This window comes from Chryseobacterium soli (genome assembly GCF_000737705.1).
GTDB lineage: Bacteria > Bacteroidota > Bacteroidia > Flavobacteriales > Weeksellaceae > Chryseobacterium > Chryseobacterium soli.
The window spans coordinates 1-18,199 of the sequence record NZ_JPRH01000007.1; the positions used below are offsets into that span (position 1 = coordinate 1).

General features: G+C 32.4%; 16 protein-coding genes. 7 read left to right on the forward strand and 9 right to left on the reverse strand.

Annotated features, from left to right (window positions below):
* Positions 1–1,089 precede the first annotated feature (1,089 nt).
* Together IW15_RS15425 and IW15_RS15430 are read right to left on the reverse strand one after the other, a co-directional pair.
* The gene (locus IW15_RS15425) at positions 1,090–1,857 is read right to left on the reverse strand and encodes an alpha/beta fold hydrolase (protein ID WP_034713135.1); all 768 of its coding nucleotides are present in this window, start codon (positions 1,855–1,857) and stop codon (positions 1,090–1,092) included.
* A gap of 599 nt (positions 1,858–2,456) precedes the next feature.
* Complete coding sequence (locus tag IW15_RS15430) at positions 2,457–3,479, reverse strand: alpha/beta fold hydrolase (RefSeq protein WP_034713139.1); 1,023 nt, start codon at positions 3,477–3,479, stop codon at positions 2,457–2,459.
* A gap of 974 nt (positions 3,480–4,453) precedes the next feature.
* Between IW15_RS15430 and IW15_RS15435 the strand changes: the two genes are divergently transcribed.
* From IW15_RS15435 to IW15_RS15465, 7 genes are all read left to right on the forward strand, one after another.
* Positions 4,454–4,849, forward strand: coding sequence for a hypothetical protein (locus IW15_RS15435; RefSeq protein ID WP_034713142.1), 396 nt, complete (start codon positions 4,454–4,456; stop codon positions 4,847–4,849).
* A gap of 75 nt (positions 4,850–4,924) precedes the next feature.
* On the forward strand, positions 4,925–6,577 hold the full coding sequence (locus tag IW15_RS15440) for an AraC family transcriptional regulator (protein WP_131368566.1): 1,653 nt from the start codon (positions 4,925–4,927) through the stop codon (positions 6,575–6,577).
* 645 nt (positions 6,578–7,222) lie between these two features.
* Positions 7,223–9,565, forward strand: a complete 2,343-nt coding sequence (locus tag IW15_RS15445; RefSeq protein WP_131368567.1) for a hypothetical protein — start codon at positions 7,223–7,225, stop codon at positions 9,563–9,565.
* 35 nt (positions 9,566–9,600) lie between these two features.
* Positions 9,601–10,134, forward strand: coding sequence for a hypothetical protein (locus IW15_RS15450; RefSeq protein ID WP_034713150.1), 534 nt, complete (start codon positions 9,601–9,603; stop codon positions 10,132–10,134).
* Positions 10,135–10,600: 466 nt separating this feature from the next.
* Positions 10,601–10,816, forward strand: a complete 216-nt coding sequence (locus IW15_RS22615) for a hypothetical protein (RefSeq protein ID WP_131368568.1) — start codon at positions 10,601–10,603, stop codon at positions 10,814–10,816.
* Positions 10,803–11,237 carry a transposase gene (locus tag IW15_RS15460; RefSeq protein WP_034713155.1) on the forward strand — a complete coding sequence of 145 codons (435 nt, stop codon included), beginning with the start codon at positions 10,803–10,805 and terminating at the stop codon, positions 11,235–11,237. The genes IW15_RS22615 and IW15_RS15460 overlap by 14 nt, the downstream gene beginning before the upstream one ends.
* Positions 11,207–11,542 carry a hypothetical protein gene (locus IW15_RS15465; RefSeq protein ID WP_034713157.1) on the forward strand — a complete coding sequence of 112 codons (336 nt, stop codon included), beginning with the start codon at positions 11,207–11,209 and terminating at the stop codon, positions 11,540–11,542. Before IW15_RS15460 ends, IW15_RS15465 begins: the two co-directional genes overlap by 31 nt.
* Positions 11,543–12,324: 782 nt before the next feature.
* Here the strand turns inward: IW15_RS15465 and IW15_RS22095 are convergent.
* The 7 genes from IW15_RS22095 to IW15_RS15500 all read right to left on the reverse strand — a co-directional run bounded on the left by IW15_RS22095 (position 12,325) and on the right by IW15_RS15500 (position 18,028).
* The gene (locus tag IW15_RS22095) at positions 12,325–13,080 is read right to left on the reverse strand and encodes a helix-turn-helix domain-containing protein (RefSeq protein ID WP_051882077.1); all 756 of its coding nucleotides are present in this window, start codon (positions 13,078–13,080) and stop codon (positions 12,325–12,327) included.
* The gene (locus tag IW15_RS15475) at positions 13,044–13,736 is read right to left on the reverse strand and encodes a hypothetical protein (RefSeq protein ID WP_034713159.1); all 693 of its coding nucleotides are present in this window, start codon (positions 13,734–13,736) and stop codon (positions 13,044–13,046) included. Before IW15_RS15475 ends, IW15_RS22095 begins: the two co-directional genes overlap by 37 nt.
* 27 nt (positions 13,737–13,763) lie before the next feature.
* The gene (locus tag IW15_RS15480) at positions 13,764–13,979 is read right to left on the reverse strand and encodes a hypothetical protein (RefSeq protein WP_034713161.1); all 216 of its coding nucleotides are present in this window, start codon (positions 13,977–13,979) and stop codon (positions 13,764–13,766) included.
* A 715-nt stretch (positions 13,980–14,694) separates the two neighbouring features.
* Entirely contained in the window at positions 14,695–15,606 is a 912-nt protein-coding gene (locus IW15_RS15485; protein ID WP_228384387.1) for a terpene synthase family protein, read from the reverse strand.
* Between the two features lie 175 nt (positions 15,607–15,781).
* Positions 15,782–16,798, reverse strand: a complete 1,017-nt coding sequence (locus tag IW15_RS15490) for a terpene synthase family protein (protein WP_034713164.1) — start codon at positions 16,796–16,798, stop codon at positions 15,782–15,784.
* A gap of 460 nt (positions 16,799–17,258) precedes the next feature.
* The gene (locus IW15_RS15495) at positions 17,259–17,582 is read right to left on the reverse strand and encodes a transposase (RefSeq protein WP_034713167.1); all 324 of its coding nucleotides are present in this window, start codon (positions 17,580–17,582) and stop codon (positions 17,259–17,261) included.
* Between the two features lie 23 nt (positions 17,583–17,605).
* Entirely contained in the window at positions 17,606–18,028 is a 423-nt protein-coding gene (locus tag IW15_RS15500) for a hypothetical protein (RefSeq protein ID WP_034713512.1), read from the reverse strand.
* Positions 18,029–18,199 lie beyond the last annotated feature (171 nt).

An 18,199-nucleotide genomic window follows, 5' to 3' on the forward strand; every position in this document is an offset into this window, starting at 1 on the left:
TGTTCTGGGAGAGAATAGCCATTTCTCATTTGTTCATCAGTACTGACTCTGACATATAAATACGCTGATTTCATAAAATGTATGGTTTATGTAGTATCAACGTTTTAAGAGCATTATTTTATTTGAAATAAGATCAAAAATATTTTAAAAGTGAGTATTTAAGGCGGAGTATAGGGGGTATCTAAACATCTTTGAACTGAAGAAAGCATCAAGTCACGTGGGTTATCTTCAATAATGGTTATTATTATATTTTTCAAGATAGTATTTTATATGAATCCCATAAGGTTTTCGTTAGTTTAGATTGATTTTATTTCAGATCAAAAATTCAAAAAAAAATCATCAAGTACTGATAATGGTAAAAATATAGTTTTTAGTATCTTTGAAATTTATATATTTAATTGTAACTAGTTTTTTAGCTATTTAATTCCATTTAGAAATAATAGAAATGGTATAAGGAGTTCGACAGGCCTCCCGCCCATCCGCTTAGGGAGACGTTTATATTTAAACGTCTCCTTTTTTTATAGGCTTTGTGCATTGATTCACAATGTGTTATATTTAAGCAAAATTCTATGAATAAGTGTTCGAGTTTTTCAGCATTTACCATAATAAAAAAACATCGGCCTTAAAATACCCCTATTCATCATCATTATGTGTTCGATATTCGTTTAACCATTCAATTTTGTAACTCATAAATATCATCAACATTCTTCAAAGAAGCTACTAGTATATATTGAAAATCTAGGATAATATGTATTTCGATGAAGGTGGCCCCTACTATTCCGGGCCAAATTGGCTATTAATCTGTCTGCCGAGTGGAGTGGAGAATGCTATATAAGTATGCTCAAACATAAGTAAACCTCACCAATCTCTTTTCCACTCTCTATGAATCTTAATTTCTAAATCACTAAACTTGATACAATAGAGGAAAAGAAAATGCTGGCGAAATTAATGGCAGTTTTTAAAACATAAAAGGCTGGTTCCATTTGTATCTTAAAGATATTAAAAAAAATGACGATTACTGTTATTTGTGATTATTAAGCAGCTATTTAGATTACTACAATTACAGCCGTGTTTTTGTCTGTATGTTACTTAGTTCAATAAAAAATCTTCTACCAGTTTTAAATACCTTTCGGTTTCTTCATATATTGGGGCGTGTCCTGAAAATTGTAATTCCGTAAATGTTGCATTTGGAATTAATGTTGTGATTTCCTGTCCATCTTTTGGCGGATTTAAACCATCATATTTTCCACTTATTACAAGCGTGGGAGCTGTTATGTTTGGTAAACCCTTCCTGAAGTCAAAATTTGTTAAGGCATTATTGGCGGCTGCAAATTGTTCAGGTGTTAAATCCGTTTCAAAAACATCAAGGTGGTATTGCATTATGTCTGTATTATACACGAAATATTTGAGCAAGGTTAAAATAGTTTCGTGAAAATTTTTTCCTTTAATTTCCTCTGCATGTTCACTGAACAATATTTGCACAGATGAAGTAAGTCCATTTGATTTCGGAACAGTTAATATCAGCTTTTCAATCCTTTCAGGTGCTGCAATAGCAACACCTTGCGCGATATAGCTCCCCATTGAAACACCAAGCAGATACGCTTTTTCAATATTATAAAAATCCATAATGCTCAGCACGTCATTTATGTGGTCTTGCAAAGTATATTCCTTTGGTTTTTCACTTTGTCCGTGTCCCCGAATATCGAATGTGATTATTTTGAAATGTTTAGAAAGTGGATTTGCTATAATATCTAACTGCTCTTGATTGCCACCTAAAAAGTGAATCAGCAACAATGGTTTCCCATTTCCTTTTATATTGATGTTTAAATCAATGCCGTTTATTTTTGTTAATGCCATTTCGTAAATATATTAATTTTGCAAGTGTCTTGTTATACAGTAGTCTAACATTGCAGCTCGCCAAAATTAGACCTTATCAACTTAATCTGTTAAATTTTATCATTAAAAGGAACAATAGTGGAAGTCTATTATTTGATAAAAAATTGTCAGCATGATATTTCACATGAAAAATACATGGTGAAGGTTACCAGATATGAATATTGCATAAGTTACAGTATCTCTTGTAAAACCTATTTTAGAAACTATTATAGTAAAGCGTCATAACAATTTTTGGCAGTGCCCTGTATAAAGTATTTTTGGAATAGTTTTATTTTGAGATAATTCAAGTGTAATTGTGATATGTCATATTTTGGAGTGAAATTAAAAATTTTGGTACATAGAAGTATATCATTGCCTAATATTTCTATCATGGATGTTTAGATTTATTAGGAAATTTAATATCAACTCTCTTCTTTAATTGGTGTAAATTGGATTTATCAAAATAAAATTTGAAAAATTTATAACATCGTATACCTTAATAAAATAATCACCGTACAAAATCAGTTGAGATGCTTGTCTGAAGAATATGTTGTAATTCAACCAGATTTTATCAGAAAAAACTATTCTATAAATTTCAAAATCAAATCAATCAATTCTTTTTTGCCTTTATCATCTTTGTCGAGAAACAGATAATGTGTACCCTTTATGGTTTTAAATTCTGATCTTATATCATTGGGAAAATCATCTTTAAACGCAATTAAATCTATTTCTCTTGACCAAAAATCATATTCAGACCGTATGACCATCGTAGGTACGGAGATATTTTTGGCGTTCCAGTATTTTTTACCTAAAGCCATATAAAAACTTTCCTCTTGAAAACCACCCGGAACTTTGAAAACATTAGTATCTATGCCGTACTGGCACGCTTGCTTTTTGTATGCTTCCTCAATGATAGGATTTCTCCATTTTGTTTTGTCCTGAACAGGAATCGTATTTGTCCACGATGCAGTAAGGGTTTCTTTTGGAGTTTCTCTAAATAATGATGATTTATTGTATTTCATGTTGTCATCAGGAGAAGCATAAAATTTATGTGATGACCAATTGCCATTTATTGCATATAAACTATTTAAACTAATAATACTGTTTACTTTGCTTGGATTTTTTATTGCAGCATAGCTAATCCAATGTCCGCCTGTCGCCCAGCCAAATAAGTTGATTTTTTGATATTTGAATTCTGCAGATATCCAATTTAAAGCAGATTGAATATCTGCACTGGCTTCATCAACATTTCCAATAATAAGATTTTTATTTGACAGGTTGTACTCAGGTAATGTTGACTTTCCCCATCCACGAATATTGAGAAGAAAAAGATGAATACCTTTGGAAGCGAGTTCTTCGGCAAAACTCGGAAATTCTGTATCTAAATCAAATGAGGTAATAGCATCAGGGCCGCCTCCGTGAACCATAATCAATGGCAAAATATTCACATTTAGATTTTGAACGTCATATATCTCTTTTATTTGAAGCTGAACATTATCTGTTGATTCAATAAAGTATTCTTTTTTATAAAAATTGCTTATTTGCGCCATTGCAATATTGTTGATTAACATAAATAGAGTTGAAATGTATATTATTTTTTTCATAATTTAAATTCTTACAATTAATAGGTTCCCTATTTTATAAGTTTTTTATGATGAATGTGTATTAGCTTGAATATTAATGTAATGTTTTATAGTTTTGAAATAATACTCTAAAAAATTTTGAATAATTTTCTTTTTTCTTTGTCATAAAGATATAATTTATAGATTGAAGATGGGAACCCTTAATAAAGAACAAATATAGGCTTTTTTATGAAAAACTGTAGACAGAAATATTCATAAAACCTTTACTAACTCATTGAAAAATAATCCATTTAAAAACAGTCGAAGATATTAGTGACGAAAAAAACTATAAAAAATCAAGTTGTGAAATAACAAAAAGCGAGATTATAACTTTGCCTATTTCTATCATTATTCGGGCTTAAGATGTTCTTGAATATTTCATAATCTATTCCTGAATGAAAATACTCAATATATTTCGCTCGCTAGTTCTCGGTCTTCACCTGAGTTTTCAAAATACCAGATTGAATTTTTATAACAAGCCTTTGAATTAAACCATAATCAAATTGAATAACTTTAAACAGATTACCATATTATCAATATCACTCTGTATTATTTACTATTGGCTTGAGAGCTTTTAACCTTTATTTGCTCTTCAATAGTAAATAGCTGATACAGAATTTAATATCTGATACATTCTGACATTTAGAAATTATTTAACTTAGCATAAGTATTAGTAAAAGAGATATACTTATGAAAAACTAGACTGGGAAATAAAAAAGATTTCTTAATCTAATTATTTAATCTCATGAACCTAAGATCAGATATCATATATGTCAAAAAGATTTATCAGAAAGAAAGTACCTTTTAAAACAACAAGGGAAAAAGAGAGTATTTTTTTTAAGTCAGAAATATTTCAACAAGAGAAATTATAACAAAAAACTTTATGAAATCTTAGGAGGTAATCATTTTAATTGTGGGATTAGAAGTTATGCTGTATTTTGCGATAAATTAATGACATGACCAGATACCGGAATTTTCTATTGCTTCTGCCTTTTTTCATTTGCTGTTTTTCCATGATGAGTGCTCAGCAGCCTGCTTATTTTTCCGGACGTGTAGAGAACACAAAAGGGAAGCTGATCAAAAATGTACGGATAGAGGTGCTTACAAAAAATGCATCGCGGTTAAAGGTCATGGATGGGATTTTTTCGTTTGAATTTGCTGATAAAGGAATACCTAGCGCTGTGACGATTGCGTATCTGGCAAATGGTTACAAGATGCAGATACTGTTTTATGAATTTGCACCCGGTCAGCTGGCTCAGAATATTATTGTCTTAACCAGAGGAAAAGACAGTGAAATACAGATGGAAAACCTCAAAATTCTAAGGATTACCGAAGGTGTACTTCCGAAGTGACGTGGGCAAAGCCATTTTTAATTTAAGGTTTATTTGTAAAATATAATGATACAGAATAAATAGGTGGCCCTGGATTTGATAGATCAGTTAAGGAATAAAAAATCATCAATTATATTAGTTTCAAAACTGTATCTAGCTTTTGTATTGATACAGGCAATAGAATTAACATCTACAACAGTGCGTAAAATCATAAAAATTTTTTTCAATATTGGCTTTTTTTTCTTGTTTGCACAAGGCTTTTCTCAAGTTAAGATTGATGCAAATAAGAGAAAATTATTCTATCAACAATACAATGATAAATTATATAATCCAGATAAGCTTTTAATAAGAGCGAAAAACATGGTCAAATATGCACAGAATGACTATGAAAAAGCTCTTGCTTACTCTAATTTGGGTGATTGCTTGTATGGACAAGGAAATTATTTGGAATCTGTAAAAATTTTGCAAAAAGCAGATTCTCTTATTAAGAAGAGCGACTCTACCCAAAATCGAATAACGATATTATATTCACTTATAACTTCATACCGTAGAGCAGGACTAATAGTAGAATCTGAGGAAACGTGGGAATTGGTAAAAGAGCTTGATAAGGAATCAAGCCCATTTATTAAGACTGCAAATTTATTATATACTCAGGCAAAAATTTTTGATATTGATGACAATTTTTGTAAAGCAGCAGATAGCAGAAAAAAATATATTCAGCATATCAGAAAAATACCAAACACAGAGTATAAGAATATGTTCGATTTTGCAATGCTGGTGCAATTGTGTTATGAACAAATTAGATGTGGTAGAATTGATGAAGCTAAAGAAACTTTAGAAAAAACTGAAATTGCTCTCAAAAGAATTAAAGATAAATCTCCTATAAACTTATATGAGTTTTATTTATTGGATAAAGCACTTATTAATGTCAAAGATAATCATTTGTCCGAGGCGAGAAAAAACTTCGACTTGGCTTATTCTCATCCAAATGTAGATAAAATTGTCATTAAGCAAATCTTACAGAATAGATTAGAAGCAAATATAGATACTCCCGCAGATCAGCTTAAATTTTCAAAAATTGTTTCTGATATTACCAATTCTCAAATTACAGTTACAAGAGATTTAACAGTAAAAGAAACGATTAAGAATAAGAATACTATAAAAGAAAAAAGAGAAAATATAAAATTAAGTCTTATTATTTTTATCTGTATCATCATTGTATTGATCATCTGTAGCCTCTTTATTTATAAAATAAGAAATAAAAAAATAAAATTACGATATCAGAAAATCATTCAGGAACTTAAAAATCCAGTTGTGAAGTCTAGTATTTTTCCGGAATCTCAAACAAACGATTCTCCAAAGGAAAAAATTTCAATAAGCGAAGAAACGGAAAAGGAAATTCTGAAAAATCTGGAGGCTTTTGAGAAGAAAAGGCTTTATACCACTAAAGGAATTTCTGCTGCACAAATGTCTGTAATGCTAAAAACCAATACAAAATATCTTAACTATATTATCAAAAAATACAGGAATTCAGATTTTTACAATTATATTAATACTCAGCGAATCAATTATATTGTGAAAGAACTTCATGATAATCCTCATTTATTACAATACAAAATCTCTGTATTAGCTGATATGTGTGGCTACCATTCGCATAGTCAATTTGGGAGTATTTTTAAATCCATTAAGAATATTTCTCCCAGCCAATATATCAGTTTTTTAACCGACGAATATAAAAATAGATCTTAAAAGCCTCACGGCTAATGTTTCTAATAAAAATCTATACATACACATTTTCAGCTCGGCTGTTTAGGTGATGGTTTTTCATGCTGTTCTGTCTTCAGCGATATTTATATTCGTTATCCGTAAAATAAATTTCGCTGGTAATTAAAATGTACATATGCTCATTATCACCATCGTATTTTTTATTTTTTATGAAGGCCTGCTTTAAATTAACCGGCTAGGTAAACGCATTTATATTTCTAACTGTACCCAAAAATTTAAATTTTCCATTGTACTCTTAAAAAGCTATTTTACAATTAATCATTATTGATTATGAGTGTTTTATGGTTTATTTGGACTATCTTGATTCCTTCCATTTCATAGTGGTTTTGTTTCCATTCTCTTATATCCAACCTAGTTTTGCACAGTAAAATTTTATAATACTACTGTTTTGTATTGTAGGATTTCTTGTTGAAACTTGGAATATCCCAACTAGCTATGAGGAAAAAATATTCTCACCAAATAAAAATAAGCAATATTCATAGGAAGCTTACAATGATCAGTTAACTACGAATATCTTGATGATACGAATATTAAAAATACTCTTTGATAATTAAATGAATGATTAATTAACAAACAATCGCAATCAAAAAAAATACAACTCTAAGAAAAATGAAAAAAAAGATTTACGGACTAATTATTCTCTGCCTTTTTACTAAAAATATGAGGGCACAAAATGGATATATTTATGTTCATAAAAAAGCTATAAGCGAGGTAGCCTCGCTTAATTTTAATTTTACTTTAACTGATTCTGGGGAGCTTCCTGTTTCCAATTTTACATTAAATGATAAACCAGACGGGTTTAATTCATTTGATTTAGGAAACAGCCATGGGACAGGAGAAGGACAGTTATGGACTGTGGTTAATAACAGCATTAGCGTACCAGAAGTACATACTGTTGCAGGAACACTTTATACGAGGCCGGTGGGCAGCTCTACCTGGCTCGCTACCACAGTTACCAATGTAAAATCTGTAGATGGTATAGGACAAAATACCGCAGTATATTCTGACGCATCAGGTGCCGTGGGATTATATAATAACGGGAGTTCTGCAGTGATTTGGTCACCTGCGTCCCATTCTAACGTGGCAATTCTGGATGTTGCTTCTGGGGGACCTGGGGGAATTATAGTTGCCGTAGGAAATGATGGGATGATTTATAAATATACCGGGAATGGAATTAATGATTCCTGGGCGGTTTTTTCTAATGTAACCAACAATGGAACGAATCTTCCGTTTCGGTTAGATGTATATCCGAGCACGGGAGATGTTGTTTTCATAAAAACTAATGGAGATGGAAATGTGTATAAAGTTGCTTCTTCAAACCCGGCTTCGGCAGTTCCGGCTATAGTAGCCAACGGATCTGCAGGAAACCCTCAGGATACTGCCCGTGATATTGCTATTAGCAATAATGGAAGTATATATGCAAATTATGGGGCAACCATTTATCAGTACAGCGGTAGTACATGGACTACCAGCCCTCAGTCAAGATTTTTATTCGGTCTTACTGCGGGAGCAGGTGATCAGGTCTGGTCTATTAATAAAAACAACCCACAAATTATTCAGCATACGATTTATGCTAGAACATCTACAGGCGACTGGCTGGATGATGAAAGAGTAAGAACCAGTGAAAATAGCAATTCTATTATGATTCCGGTTCCGGCGGGAGTTTACAAATTGTCTGAAATAATCCCTTCAGGATGGAATAATAGTGACATCAAATTATATGATCCCACGAATAACAGTTCTGCCAATCTGGCTAATTCTACCTCTACAGTCAATGTTTCGGCTAATGAAGTGGTTAATGTAGTATATAGTAATGTTTTAGAAAATTCAATAGCAACCCCTGCTGTGTGTGCTACAAATTACATATTGTCCTTTGGACAGGGTTCCGGTACCTATGGCAGTCCAATAAATGGTTTTACAGCATACCATTATTTTAATAACGGACAGGTTGCAGATGGTTATTATACCCTGGCTAAAACCAGCGCCGGTTGGTTTGCGGGCGGACCGGTACCTCCTTTATTAAACCATACTCCTAATGACCCTAATGGCTATTTTGCACTCTTTAATGCATCCTATGCAACAGACGATTTCTTTAGGCAAACGGTTACAGGACTGTCTGTAGGGACAAAGTATGAATTTGCCTTTTGGGTGGCAGATTTGGCCCCATCCTTCAATATACGTCCTAATGTTACGATGGGGATAGTAGATCCTGGTACGGGAACATTATTGGCTTCTATTAATACAGGGGATATTTCCTCAACTATCTGGAAGAGATATAGCTTCACATTTACTGCAACTTCAACAGTAGGCGAAATCTTTTTAAAGAATAATTCAATTGGAGGCGATGGAAATGATATTGCGATTGATGATATAACATTTGCGCCGGCTCCTCCAACAATACCGGGCATTGGAATGGTAGGCGGTGTAACAACCATGTGCAGTAATATGAGCAGCAATCCTACACAGTATCAGTTTACCAATTCTCTGGCCGGAGGAATTTGGAGTTCAGATAATCCCAGCTTAATTACGATTAATCCTAATACAGGACTTGCTACTGCTGTTTATGGAGCAGTGGGTACCGCAGAAATTATTTATAATTATACAGATGTAAGCGGCTGTGTCAGCGAAGCAAAATTAGATGTAACTGTAGGAAACTGTTCTTGTTATAATCCTGCGACCAATATGACTACGGGCATAGATACGAAATATGGTATAACATTACAGCAAAGAGCTGGAGCAGACACCGGAAATTGGCCCATGATTAGAAAATCAGCGCATGCTGTTTTAGAATCCAATACCAAAGGGTTTGTAGTGTCGAGAGTTTCTACTGCCGGATTATCTGCGATCGTTGCTCCACAAGAAGGAATGATGGTTTATGACACAACAGCAAAATGTCTGAAAATCTACAGTGATGGTGCATGGAAATGCTTTTCAACCCCATCTTGTCCGTAATTAACCTTTTAAATTAACAATAAACCGTTACACATATGAAGAAAATAATAATAGTAAGTTCGATACTTCTATACAAAATATTTTTTGCCCAAGTTATTATAGGTGATGCAATAGGGACGGCAACTGATAAAACTTCGGTATTATTAGAATTTGCAAATACAAACAATAAGGGTATTATTTTACCTTATGTAAAAAGTCTGCCTGCCGGTGTGACTCCCGGAACGATATTACTGGATGCCTCCAATCCTTCACAGGCCAGAATTAAATATTACAATGGGATCTGGCAGGATTTAAGCGGGAGAGATGGCAATATCAATACGGCTCTTGCGCAGCAAACAAATAACAGTGAAAATGCTAACGCAAAAGTTATTATTGGTTCCAATACGAGTTCTGCAGACGGCGTATTGGTATTAGAATCAACAACACAGGCTATGGTTATCCCTGTTGTAAATGATGTGAATAATATTCCCAGTCCTTCTCCTGGAATGATGGTGTACGTCAATAAAACAGGTGCTAAAAGGTTAGCTTTTTTTAATGGTTCTATTTGGTCTTTCTGGGCATCAAATTAAAGATTTACCATCTATTGTAAGAGCTTCGATTAGCAAAATCATATGATTAATATCTCTGCTGCTTATGAAGTGGCAGAGATAAATAAAAAATTAATTGCCTTCTTTTTTTTTACGTCAACATCTAAAAACACAACTTCAAATATAAATTAAATAAAGAAGGCAACATTTTAAAACATTATCAAGAGATTATAGTATCCTCATGAAGTTTAATAATTCTAAAAACGCAAGAACATTTTTATTAATAAACAGTTTTTTATCAATATTTACTTTTCTATGCCTCACTTTTTTTGTTGTTTTCTTTAATGTATCAGAAATAGTATTACTGCTTATTTTTCTTTTTTTAGTAATGGGATGGCTGCTCAAAAACCTGGTCGTTACTCATAAAATTGAGATGGATAGCACAAGTGAAGTTCTCAGTATTGTTATTTCGCATCCCTTCATTAAAGAGCACATACATAACTCAAAGATGTTAACTGAATTCCCAAAAGAAAGACTTGTCGAATACAACATAAAAAGAACTTTTCTTACCACAAATCTTAAAATATCATTTAGACGGGCAGGAGTGATCAAAGATTCCATTCATAAGCAGTCTTTCAATTTCTACAGATTAAATAACGCTCAGCAGTTATGTCTGAAAAATGAATTAACAAAGATTATAGATCAGAATAATGAGTTTATATAAAGATATACATATAGGAAATCTTATTAACTTAAGAGTCGCTGAAACGAATATAGAGATAGCAAGGGTATGTAATTTTTTCAACTTAAGTGCGGAAGAAATTGAATGTATGTACACTCAGCAATCTTTAGATGCAGAAATCATTCTTAGATGGTCGAAACTTCTTGAATATGATTTTTTCAGACTATACTCTCAACATCTTATATTATATTCACCGCCAGCCTCTCTTAACCGAACTGAAATATCTGGTGAAAAATATTCATTGCCTGTATTTAAGAAAAATATTTATACAAAAGAGATCATAGATTTCCTCGTAGAACTGGTAGAATCAGGAGATAAAAGTATAAAACAGGTGATAGAAGATTATAAAATTCCCAAAACAACATTACATAAATGGATAAGCAAATACAAAAAAAAGAATTAAAACCTGATTACAAGCGTATTTATAATGACCTGATTGACAGAAAATATCCTGAGAAAAGGGGAGAATTTAAATCTCTGCTGGAAAAGGATGCATTGTCTGTTTTGGATGTTATAAAATTAAATCAGAAAATTTTTGGAAAAGCAAGCCATGTTATTTTAAATCAAAGACACCGGTCATATGATAAAAAGGCCGTTTTGCAAATCCTTGATTACCAGAAAAAAAACAAGCTTAATAATAATCAGGTAGCATTAGAATTTAAAATGAGTCGTAATACCATTGCAAAATGGAAAAAAATATTTCTGTAATTTAAAATTTAAATTCATTTAGGATTGGTGAATTTCTTTTATTACGTGATGGAAGTTTCCTATTTCTACAATACATCCGTTATTCATGACAACTATATTCAGCATGATGGGTGCTTCATTTTTTTCAAAATACGTTGGAATAATTTCTAATTCATTCTTCTCAAAGCCTAGTTATCGCTAATGATCATTGATGATTTTTTGTAATATAGAAGAAAAAATTGCCAGTTCACTTTGGGTTTTCGATAATTTAGATTGATCATTTCAGATCAAAAACTCAAAAAAAAATCATCAAGTACTGATATTGATAAAAATATAGTTTTTAGTATCTTTGAAATTTATATATTTAATTGCAACTAGTTTTTTAGCTATTTAATTCCATTTAGAAATAATAGAAATGGTATAAGGAGTTCGACAGGCCTCCCGCCCATCCCGCTTAGGGAGACGTTTATATTTAAACGTCTCCTTTTTTTATAGGCTTTGTGCATTGGCTTTTTATGATCAAGACGAGCGTATCTTCAAATACTTTTCTCGATGATTTATTTTGTTGAGCCAAATTAAATCTGAATTACAGAGCGCTTTTTAATCACTGAATTTTTTTTAAATGCTAAATATTTTATAATGACATAAAGTTTATTGCAAATTAGTTTCAAGTATTTAATGTAGACAAAGCAAACCCCAATCAGACTTTTTTTGCGTGTTGGGAAACAGCGAACTGTAAAGAAAAAAGTACAATAAAAAGGCAAAGTTATTTTTTTATTGAAGTTATAGTCTTTTATAATTCTTTATGCAGGCGTATTTACTTCATTTTGTTTCAGTTTCTCAATGAAATAGGATGGAGTTACATCATATTCGTTTTTAAAAGCAGCTACAAAAACCCGTGGAGTCATATAACCACATTCTTCAGCAAGATAATTGATCTTATACTCACGGTAAATAGGGTTTTCATAAAGCTTTTTAATGATATATTCGATTCTTAGTCCATTAATGTAATTGGTGAAACTTTTGTCTTTATAGGTTTTAATAATTTCAGAAAGATACCTAGGGTTGGTATTGAGATTATTAGCAAGCCATGTTAAACTAGCTTCTTTTTTTAGATATTTTTCAGATTTCTCGAACTTTTCCAATTTTTTAAGCAGAGATTTTACGGTATCGTCCGGAATGCTTATGGAACTTTTAGTATCATTGTTTTTTATGATTTCTAAGGATGTTACAGCTGAATTTTCTTTGCTGCTATGTATTTTAGAAATCATTATTTCGTATTTCTTATGAAGATTCTTATTTTTTCTTCTCCAGAGCATAATTGTGATTATTGAAGCAATAAGTATCAGACTGCCAATAACGACTAATCGTTTCTTTGAAATGGCATTATGTTCATTAATCTTTTCTGCTACCATTTTTTTAATGGTAGCATCTGAATCATTTTTAGATGCAAAATTTAAACTATCTTTAAGAAGAGTAAATTTATCAAAATAAAGTTTAGATTTCTCTTTATCACCAATTCCTATATAAGAATCAGCAAGAAATTCAAAAGATTCCATTCTACTGTGAGGATTACGATTTTTTTTTGCAATTCTAACGCACGTAGAGCATAATCAATGGACTTTTGATATTCTTGTTTTTCTGAATATAGCCAGCTTACCTGATTTAGCATCGTGATTTTATTTGTAGAAGGTATATTGTATTCTTCATTCTCGTGTATTTTTAAACCCTCTAAAAGATATTTTTCTGCAGACGCTATATTTGCCTTAGTATCTTCTTTGGACAGATAAGATACGCCAATAGCCATATTATCAAAAGCGATCTGGTCATATTTTAGGTCATTTGATACCGTACCGTTATTGTCTCTTATTTGTTTTGCAGCACTAAGGCTCTTTTTACGAAAGTATAGAAGTGAATCTCCGAATTTACTAGCAAACGGTTTATTTTCATAATAGACAGTCATATTTTCATAACATAGTGAAAGATAATACAATCTCTTGTCTTTATTTTCAATAGTTTGTATGAATTTAAGAGCTATTCTAAAATCATTCATACTTGCATCATCCAAACCCAGCTCGCCTAATGCAAGTGCATTTCTACGATATATATTTGAGATATTACCATCAATATCATTTTTGCCTTGGGCGACTTTCTTTAGCTCAGTGCCTAATTCAATTATTTCTTTACTTCGACTCTGATTTCCATATAGCATCATTATAAGACTCCCACTCTGTAAAATTCCCTAGTCATACTTTAATTTCTCGGAGGTTCTTTTTAAGTAAAGCAAATGTTCTTCTTGTTGTTTTGGGTCACCATTATGTTCATTAATTTCTTTTGTAATATCTTTTAATTTTTTGTCAATAACTTCAGTCTGTGATCTGGTGCCGGATTGTTTGTTCTGTGCAACTGCTGAATAAAAAGAAAAAAACAGTACAAAAAGGTAAAGTGATTTTTTCATTGAAATAATAGGTGGTTTAATTGGTAAGTAGTTTTTATTGTTTGGGCATTAAATGTTCACTTGCAAAGTTATGAGATAAATTCAGAAATATATTCCAATTTCATGATATGTACGGTAGATATTTATTTGAAAACGTTTGAATTGTTAATTATAATAAAATATTCATAATCATATAGTATTATTTATAAAATAAAAAAAATCTATAATTACTTAGAATAATTCAGAAATCGCAAGTATAACTTTTGTATGAAAAGTGTGTTCGTTATAATATTGCCAGTAATTTATTTATCTACAAATATCTGAACAATACTTTACAGCGCTTCAATCTAACATTGAATTTTTTAGCAACTAATTAATATCCAGGGGATTGGAAAAAAACTAATGATTATAAAAAGTACAGTAATATTTGCCAAATTGACAGTTTCTAAAGGCACAGTGGTATCTTCAGTAAAACGTGGCAGTCTATTATTCCTCAAATGGGTCTACAGGAGTTTTTTTCTATTGTCCGGCATTTAGGACACTAATAATGTACTGCATGTTTATATGGTCCTCTATGGGAGGTTTTATTGATTATTTTTCGAATACATCGTAAAAAATGGTTAAAACAAAAACAGCATCAAGATTGATGCTGTTTTGCTATGGAGCTGTTGGTTGATATTGTGCCAATACAGTATATATCGTTGTTTATAATTTTTGTGATGGAATCAGTTATAATCTAAAGTGATGTATCTTCAGTTTCCCTATCTGGCCATGCAAAGCATTCAGGATCATAACGATTTGTATCTATCAGGTAAAAAGTATTCAGACCTTGTATCAGGCTGCCCCAGCCTAGGAACAATTGTTTTACCTGTTCCTGATACTTCCCAAAATCAGGAAGGTCTTCCTGTAAAGCAACAAGTTCTGCAAGATCATCATCATGAATTTTCATGGCTTCAGTCATAGCATCTTCTAATGATAAGTTATAGTTTCTCTGTAAGACGATAACGATATTCATAACTTCGGTGTCCTTGCTTAGTTCTTTTTTCAATCCCTGGATATCATTCTGCCAGGCAATAATTCTGGACCATAGGGATCGGACACGCTGTATCACAGGATGTCGCTCTACCTCTTCTGTTAAAAAGGTATGAAACTCTGCATCAACCAGATAGAAATAAGGGAATATTACAATTGAATATTCACGGAGTACTTTAAACAGTGCAAGTGAAGGTACTGTTTGGGTTGCCTTATAAGTTGCCTCTTCTTGAGCACCATATCTTGTAACGGTGTAAAAAGTATCTGCCAAGCGTTTCATCCATTCATCAGGCATAAAAGCACCAAATTCATCTCTGATTTTGGCGGCTTGGATGAAATAACCGGGATCTTCCGGAGTAAGGCTGTCTCCTCTGAATATTGCTACGAGTCGGTCGCAATATCTACTGACCTCTTCTTCGGTTGAATATTCAAGTTGATCATCAAATATGGTATGGAAAACAACATATCGATGCATAGGTGTTACGCGCTCATAACTTGCATAAGGATACATTCTTGCCGAGCACTTGTGCAGGTTCATGCTCTTGTATCGTTCACGTATATTTTCAGATAAATATACATAATCAGTATCAATCCAGTTTCTGTAATCAATACCCATTTGTTCCACATTCGGATTGATTTTATCTGGCCAAGGGTAATAACCTTGAGGTAGGTAATTCGACGGGTTGTAATCTTCTGGTTTCATTTTTTTAGAATTAAAGTGATAAATTGATGTTTGATAGGTTGTTATTTTGATAGGATATTTTAAATTAAAAATATTCTTGCACAAAGTATTATTGAACCTGATTCAGCTTTGCTTTTAGCTCTGCTGCTCCAGGAAATTCAGCTGCGGTATAACGGTCCAGTTTTGTAGATATATTTTTCCATCCGCTCAAAACCATGCTCATATAATGTACCCAGTTGATCACTGCGTCCTGCCAGATCCCAAAATCAGGAAGATTAGTTTGTAGTTCTAAAAATTCTTTCAGATCTTCATTGTGAAGACGTAAGTCTTCAATACAGGCTTCTTTGAGGGACATCTGCCGTTCGTGTTGGATCACTTTTACGATATTGTAGTAAATGCTGTCAGTTGCTTCATCCTTCAGTACAGATTGTACTTCATTAAAAAAAGTGACCAGATGGCAGGCGAGTGTTTGCAGGCGAATGATGACAGGGTGTGCATGAATTTCCGGTGGAAGCACGATTCCTGTTTCTAACTCCGTAAGCTGTAGAAAGGGATAGAGACATATAGAATTTTCACGCAAGGCAATACATTCGCTCACACTGGGATAAGCTTTATTTTTCTTGTATCTTAATTCCGTTTCTAATCCCGTAAAATACCTGCTGATCATTTGTGTAAAACGTGCAATTGATTCCTGTGGAATAAATTCCAGGAGTTCTTCTCTTAAAGAAGCCAGCATAGGTCCTAAAGGTATTCCTGAATCCTTAGCGGCTATTTCACCTTTTAATATCGCAATAGACTGGGTGTGTACATGTCCGATATCTTCCGGTTCACTTTCTTCATAGAGATCATCGTTGTACAGAGTCCATAGCATTAATCTGCAGATGGGTTTGAACTTTTCAGGAGGAGCAGTGGGAAACCATTGAGCGGCAATATGTGCTGTTTTGGTTTTTTTGTACTTTTTCCTAAGATCAGGATTCTGCTCATACAACCAGAGATATTCTCCGTCGATCCATTGATTCTCGGTAATCTGCTGTAATTGCTCTGCATTGGGATTTTTTAAAGTAGGGAAGGGGTACCTGAACTGCTGGCGAAGAAGTTCAAGGGTACTAAAATTTTCATTGTCCATATTGTGTAAGTTTGGTTTAGTTTTTATACTAATGTATAATTATATTTAATTATTGTTGTATTTCATTTCATATAATTGTGATTATTTACGTTAAAATATTCTTAGATTCCGATAATATTACTGTCTATTTAGTTTATTTTATCATTGTCTTTTCCCATTTTTACTGGCATCATTTCAAGAATATACAGTTTCCAATGAAATGAGTGTGCATGGCTTAATTGAATAGCTTACTAAATTACCTGACATACGAAGAACATACAATGTCCAAACTGTTAGTGTAGGAGATGAGATCATTTGATGATCATGCCGGAGAGATTTTTTCCGGAAGATTATTGTAAATTTTTTCCGGTTTTATCAGCTATTATTTTTATCATCCACGCCATGGCCTTAGCGCGCAATTAGGAAGATTAACATGCATATTATTATAGATGTGTACAAGTGATTGATATTCTGAATTTTACTAAAATATCCTTCGCCATTTGGTCATTGTATTTCTGCTCAATCCAAAGTGTTCTGCTACCTGAACATTATTCATTCTATGATTCTTCTGGTAATCAAGAATACGCATTATGTCTGTTTCATTGTAGGAACGAAGTTTTTGATTGATCTTTTTTGCATCTTGATTTTTGGTGCCAAAAATTCTTTTATTAAGTTCCATAATATCCATAGCAGAAAGTATTTTTTTTCCTAATAATTTTTCGCATTCTGCTTTCTTATGAGGGAATTTTTTTTCAATGATGTCTGAATAGATCAATTTATAATTAGGTTGATTCTGTTTTTCCATTTCTGATTTCTGATTTGATGCTGTTATTTATTATGTTTTGTTACCCACTTACATAAAGTGGTATAAGGAATCCCGTATTCATCCGTAATTTGTCGCTTGGTCTTTTCTTGTTTAATTATTATCTCCATAATAAAATCTATTATTTCCCGGGTATAGATGTTCTTCCTGAAGTGTGGAAGTTTTGAAATAGCGGATTCCCGGATTGAAGCAGAAGGTGGGGCATAGAGGATCAAATGCTGCGAATATAGTCTGAAGAAATCATATTCAAGCAGTTTGCTCCATCTCAGTAAGATATTAGTGGAGAGGTCTTCCTGTATGTACATTTCATTGATTTCAATTTCTGTACATTTCATAAAGTTACAGATCCGGGTTAAGTCGATGTTGCTTTCCTTAACGCGCAGATGAATTAACTTTCCAATATGAATATTTTTAAAATTTGTAGTCATAAGCAGTATTACTTTTAATGGGAGAGGGAAGGACATTATTCTGTTATAAATCAATAATTGGATGATATTGATTTCATAAATGCCTTACTAATAAAATATTGTTGATTTGTTATTGTTACACGTTTTTATCATGATGTGGTTTTCATGACTAAAGTGCTGTAAGCATATAAA

Coding starts and splice junctions, on each gene's coding strand:
- IW15_RS15425 (WP_034713135.1), bottom strand. CDS start 1,857: ATGGCATTAACAAAAATAAACGGCATTGATTTAAACATCAATATAAAA.
- IW15_RS15430 (WP_034713139.1), bottom strand. CDS start 3,479: ATGAAAAAAATAATATACATTTCAACTCTATTTATGTTAATCAACAAT.
- IW15_RS15435 (WP_034713142.1), top strand. CDS start 4,454: ATGACCAGATACCGGAATTTTCTATTGCTTCTGCCTTTTTTCATTTGC.
- IW15_RS15445 (WP_131368567.1), top strand. CDS start 7,223: ATGAAAAAAAAGATTTACGGACTAATTATTCTCTGCCTTTTTACTAAA.
- IW15_RS15450 (WP_034713150.1), top strand. CDS start 9,601: ATGAAGAAAATAATAATAGTAAGTTCGATACTTCTATACAAAATATTT.
- IW15_RS22615 (WP_131368568.1), top strand. CDS start 10,601: ATGTTAACTGAATTCCCAAAAGAAAGACTTGTCGAATACAACATAAAA.
- IW15_RS15460 (WP_034713155.1), top strand. CDS start 10,803: ATGAGTTTATATAAAGATATACATATAGGAAATCTTATTAACTTAAGA.
- IW15_RS15465 (WP_034713157.1), top strand. CDS start 11,207: ATGGATAAGCAAATACAAAAAAAAGAATTAAAACCTGATTACAAGCGT.
- IW15_RS22095 (WP_051882077.1), bottom strand. CDS start 13,080: ATGGAATCTTTTGAATTTCTTGCTGATTCTTATATAGGAATTGGTGAT.
- IW15_RS15475 (WP_034713159.1), bottom strand. CDS start 13,736: ATGATGCTATATGGAAATCAGAGTCGAAGTAAAGAAATAATTGAATTA.
- IW15_RS15480 (WP_034713161.1), bottom strand. CDS start 13,979: ATGAAAAAATCACTTTACCTTTTTGTACTGTTTTTTTCTTTTTATTCA.
- IW15_RS15485 (WP_228384387.1), bottom strand. CDS start 15,606: ATGGGTATTGATTACAGAAACTGGATTGATACTGATTATGTATATTTA.
- IW15_RS15490 (WP_034713164.1), bottom strand. CDS start 16,798: ATGGACAATGAAAATTTTAGTACCCTTGAACTTCTTCGCCAGCAGTTC.
- IW15_RS15495 (WP_034713167.1), bottom strand. CDS start 17,582: ATGGAAAAACAGAATCAACCTAATTATAAATTGATCTATTCAGACATC.
- IW15_RS15500 (WP_034713512.1), bottom strand. CDS start 18,028: ATGACTACAAATTTTAAAAATATTCATATTGGAAAGTTAATTCATCTG.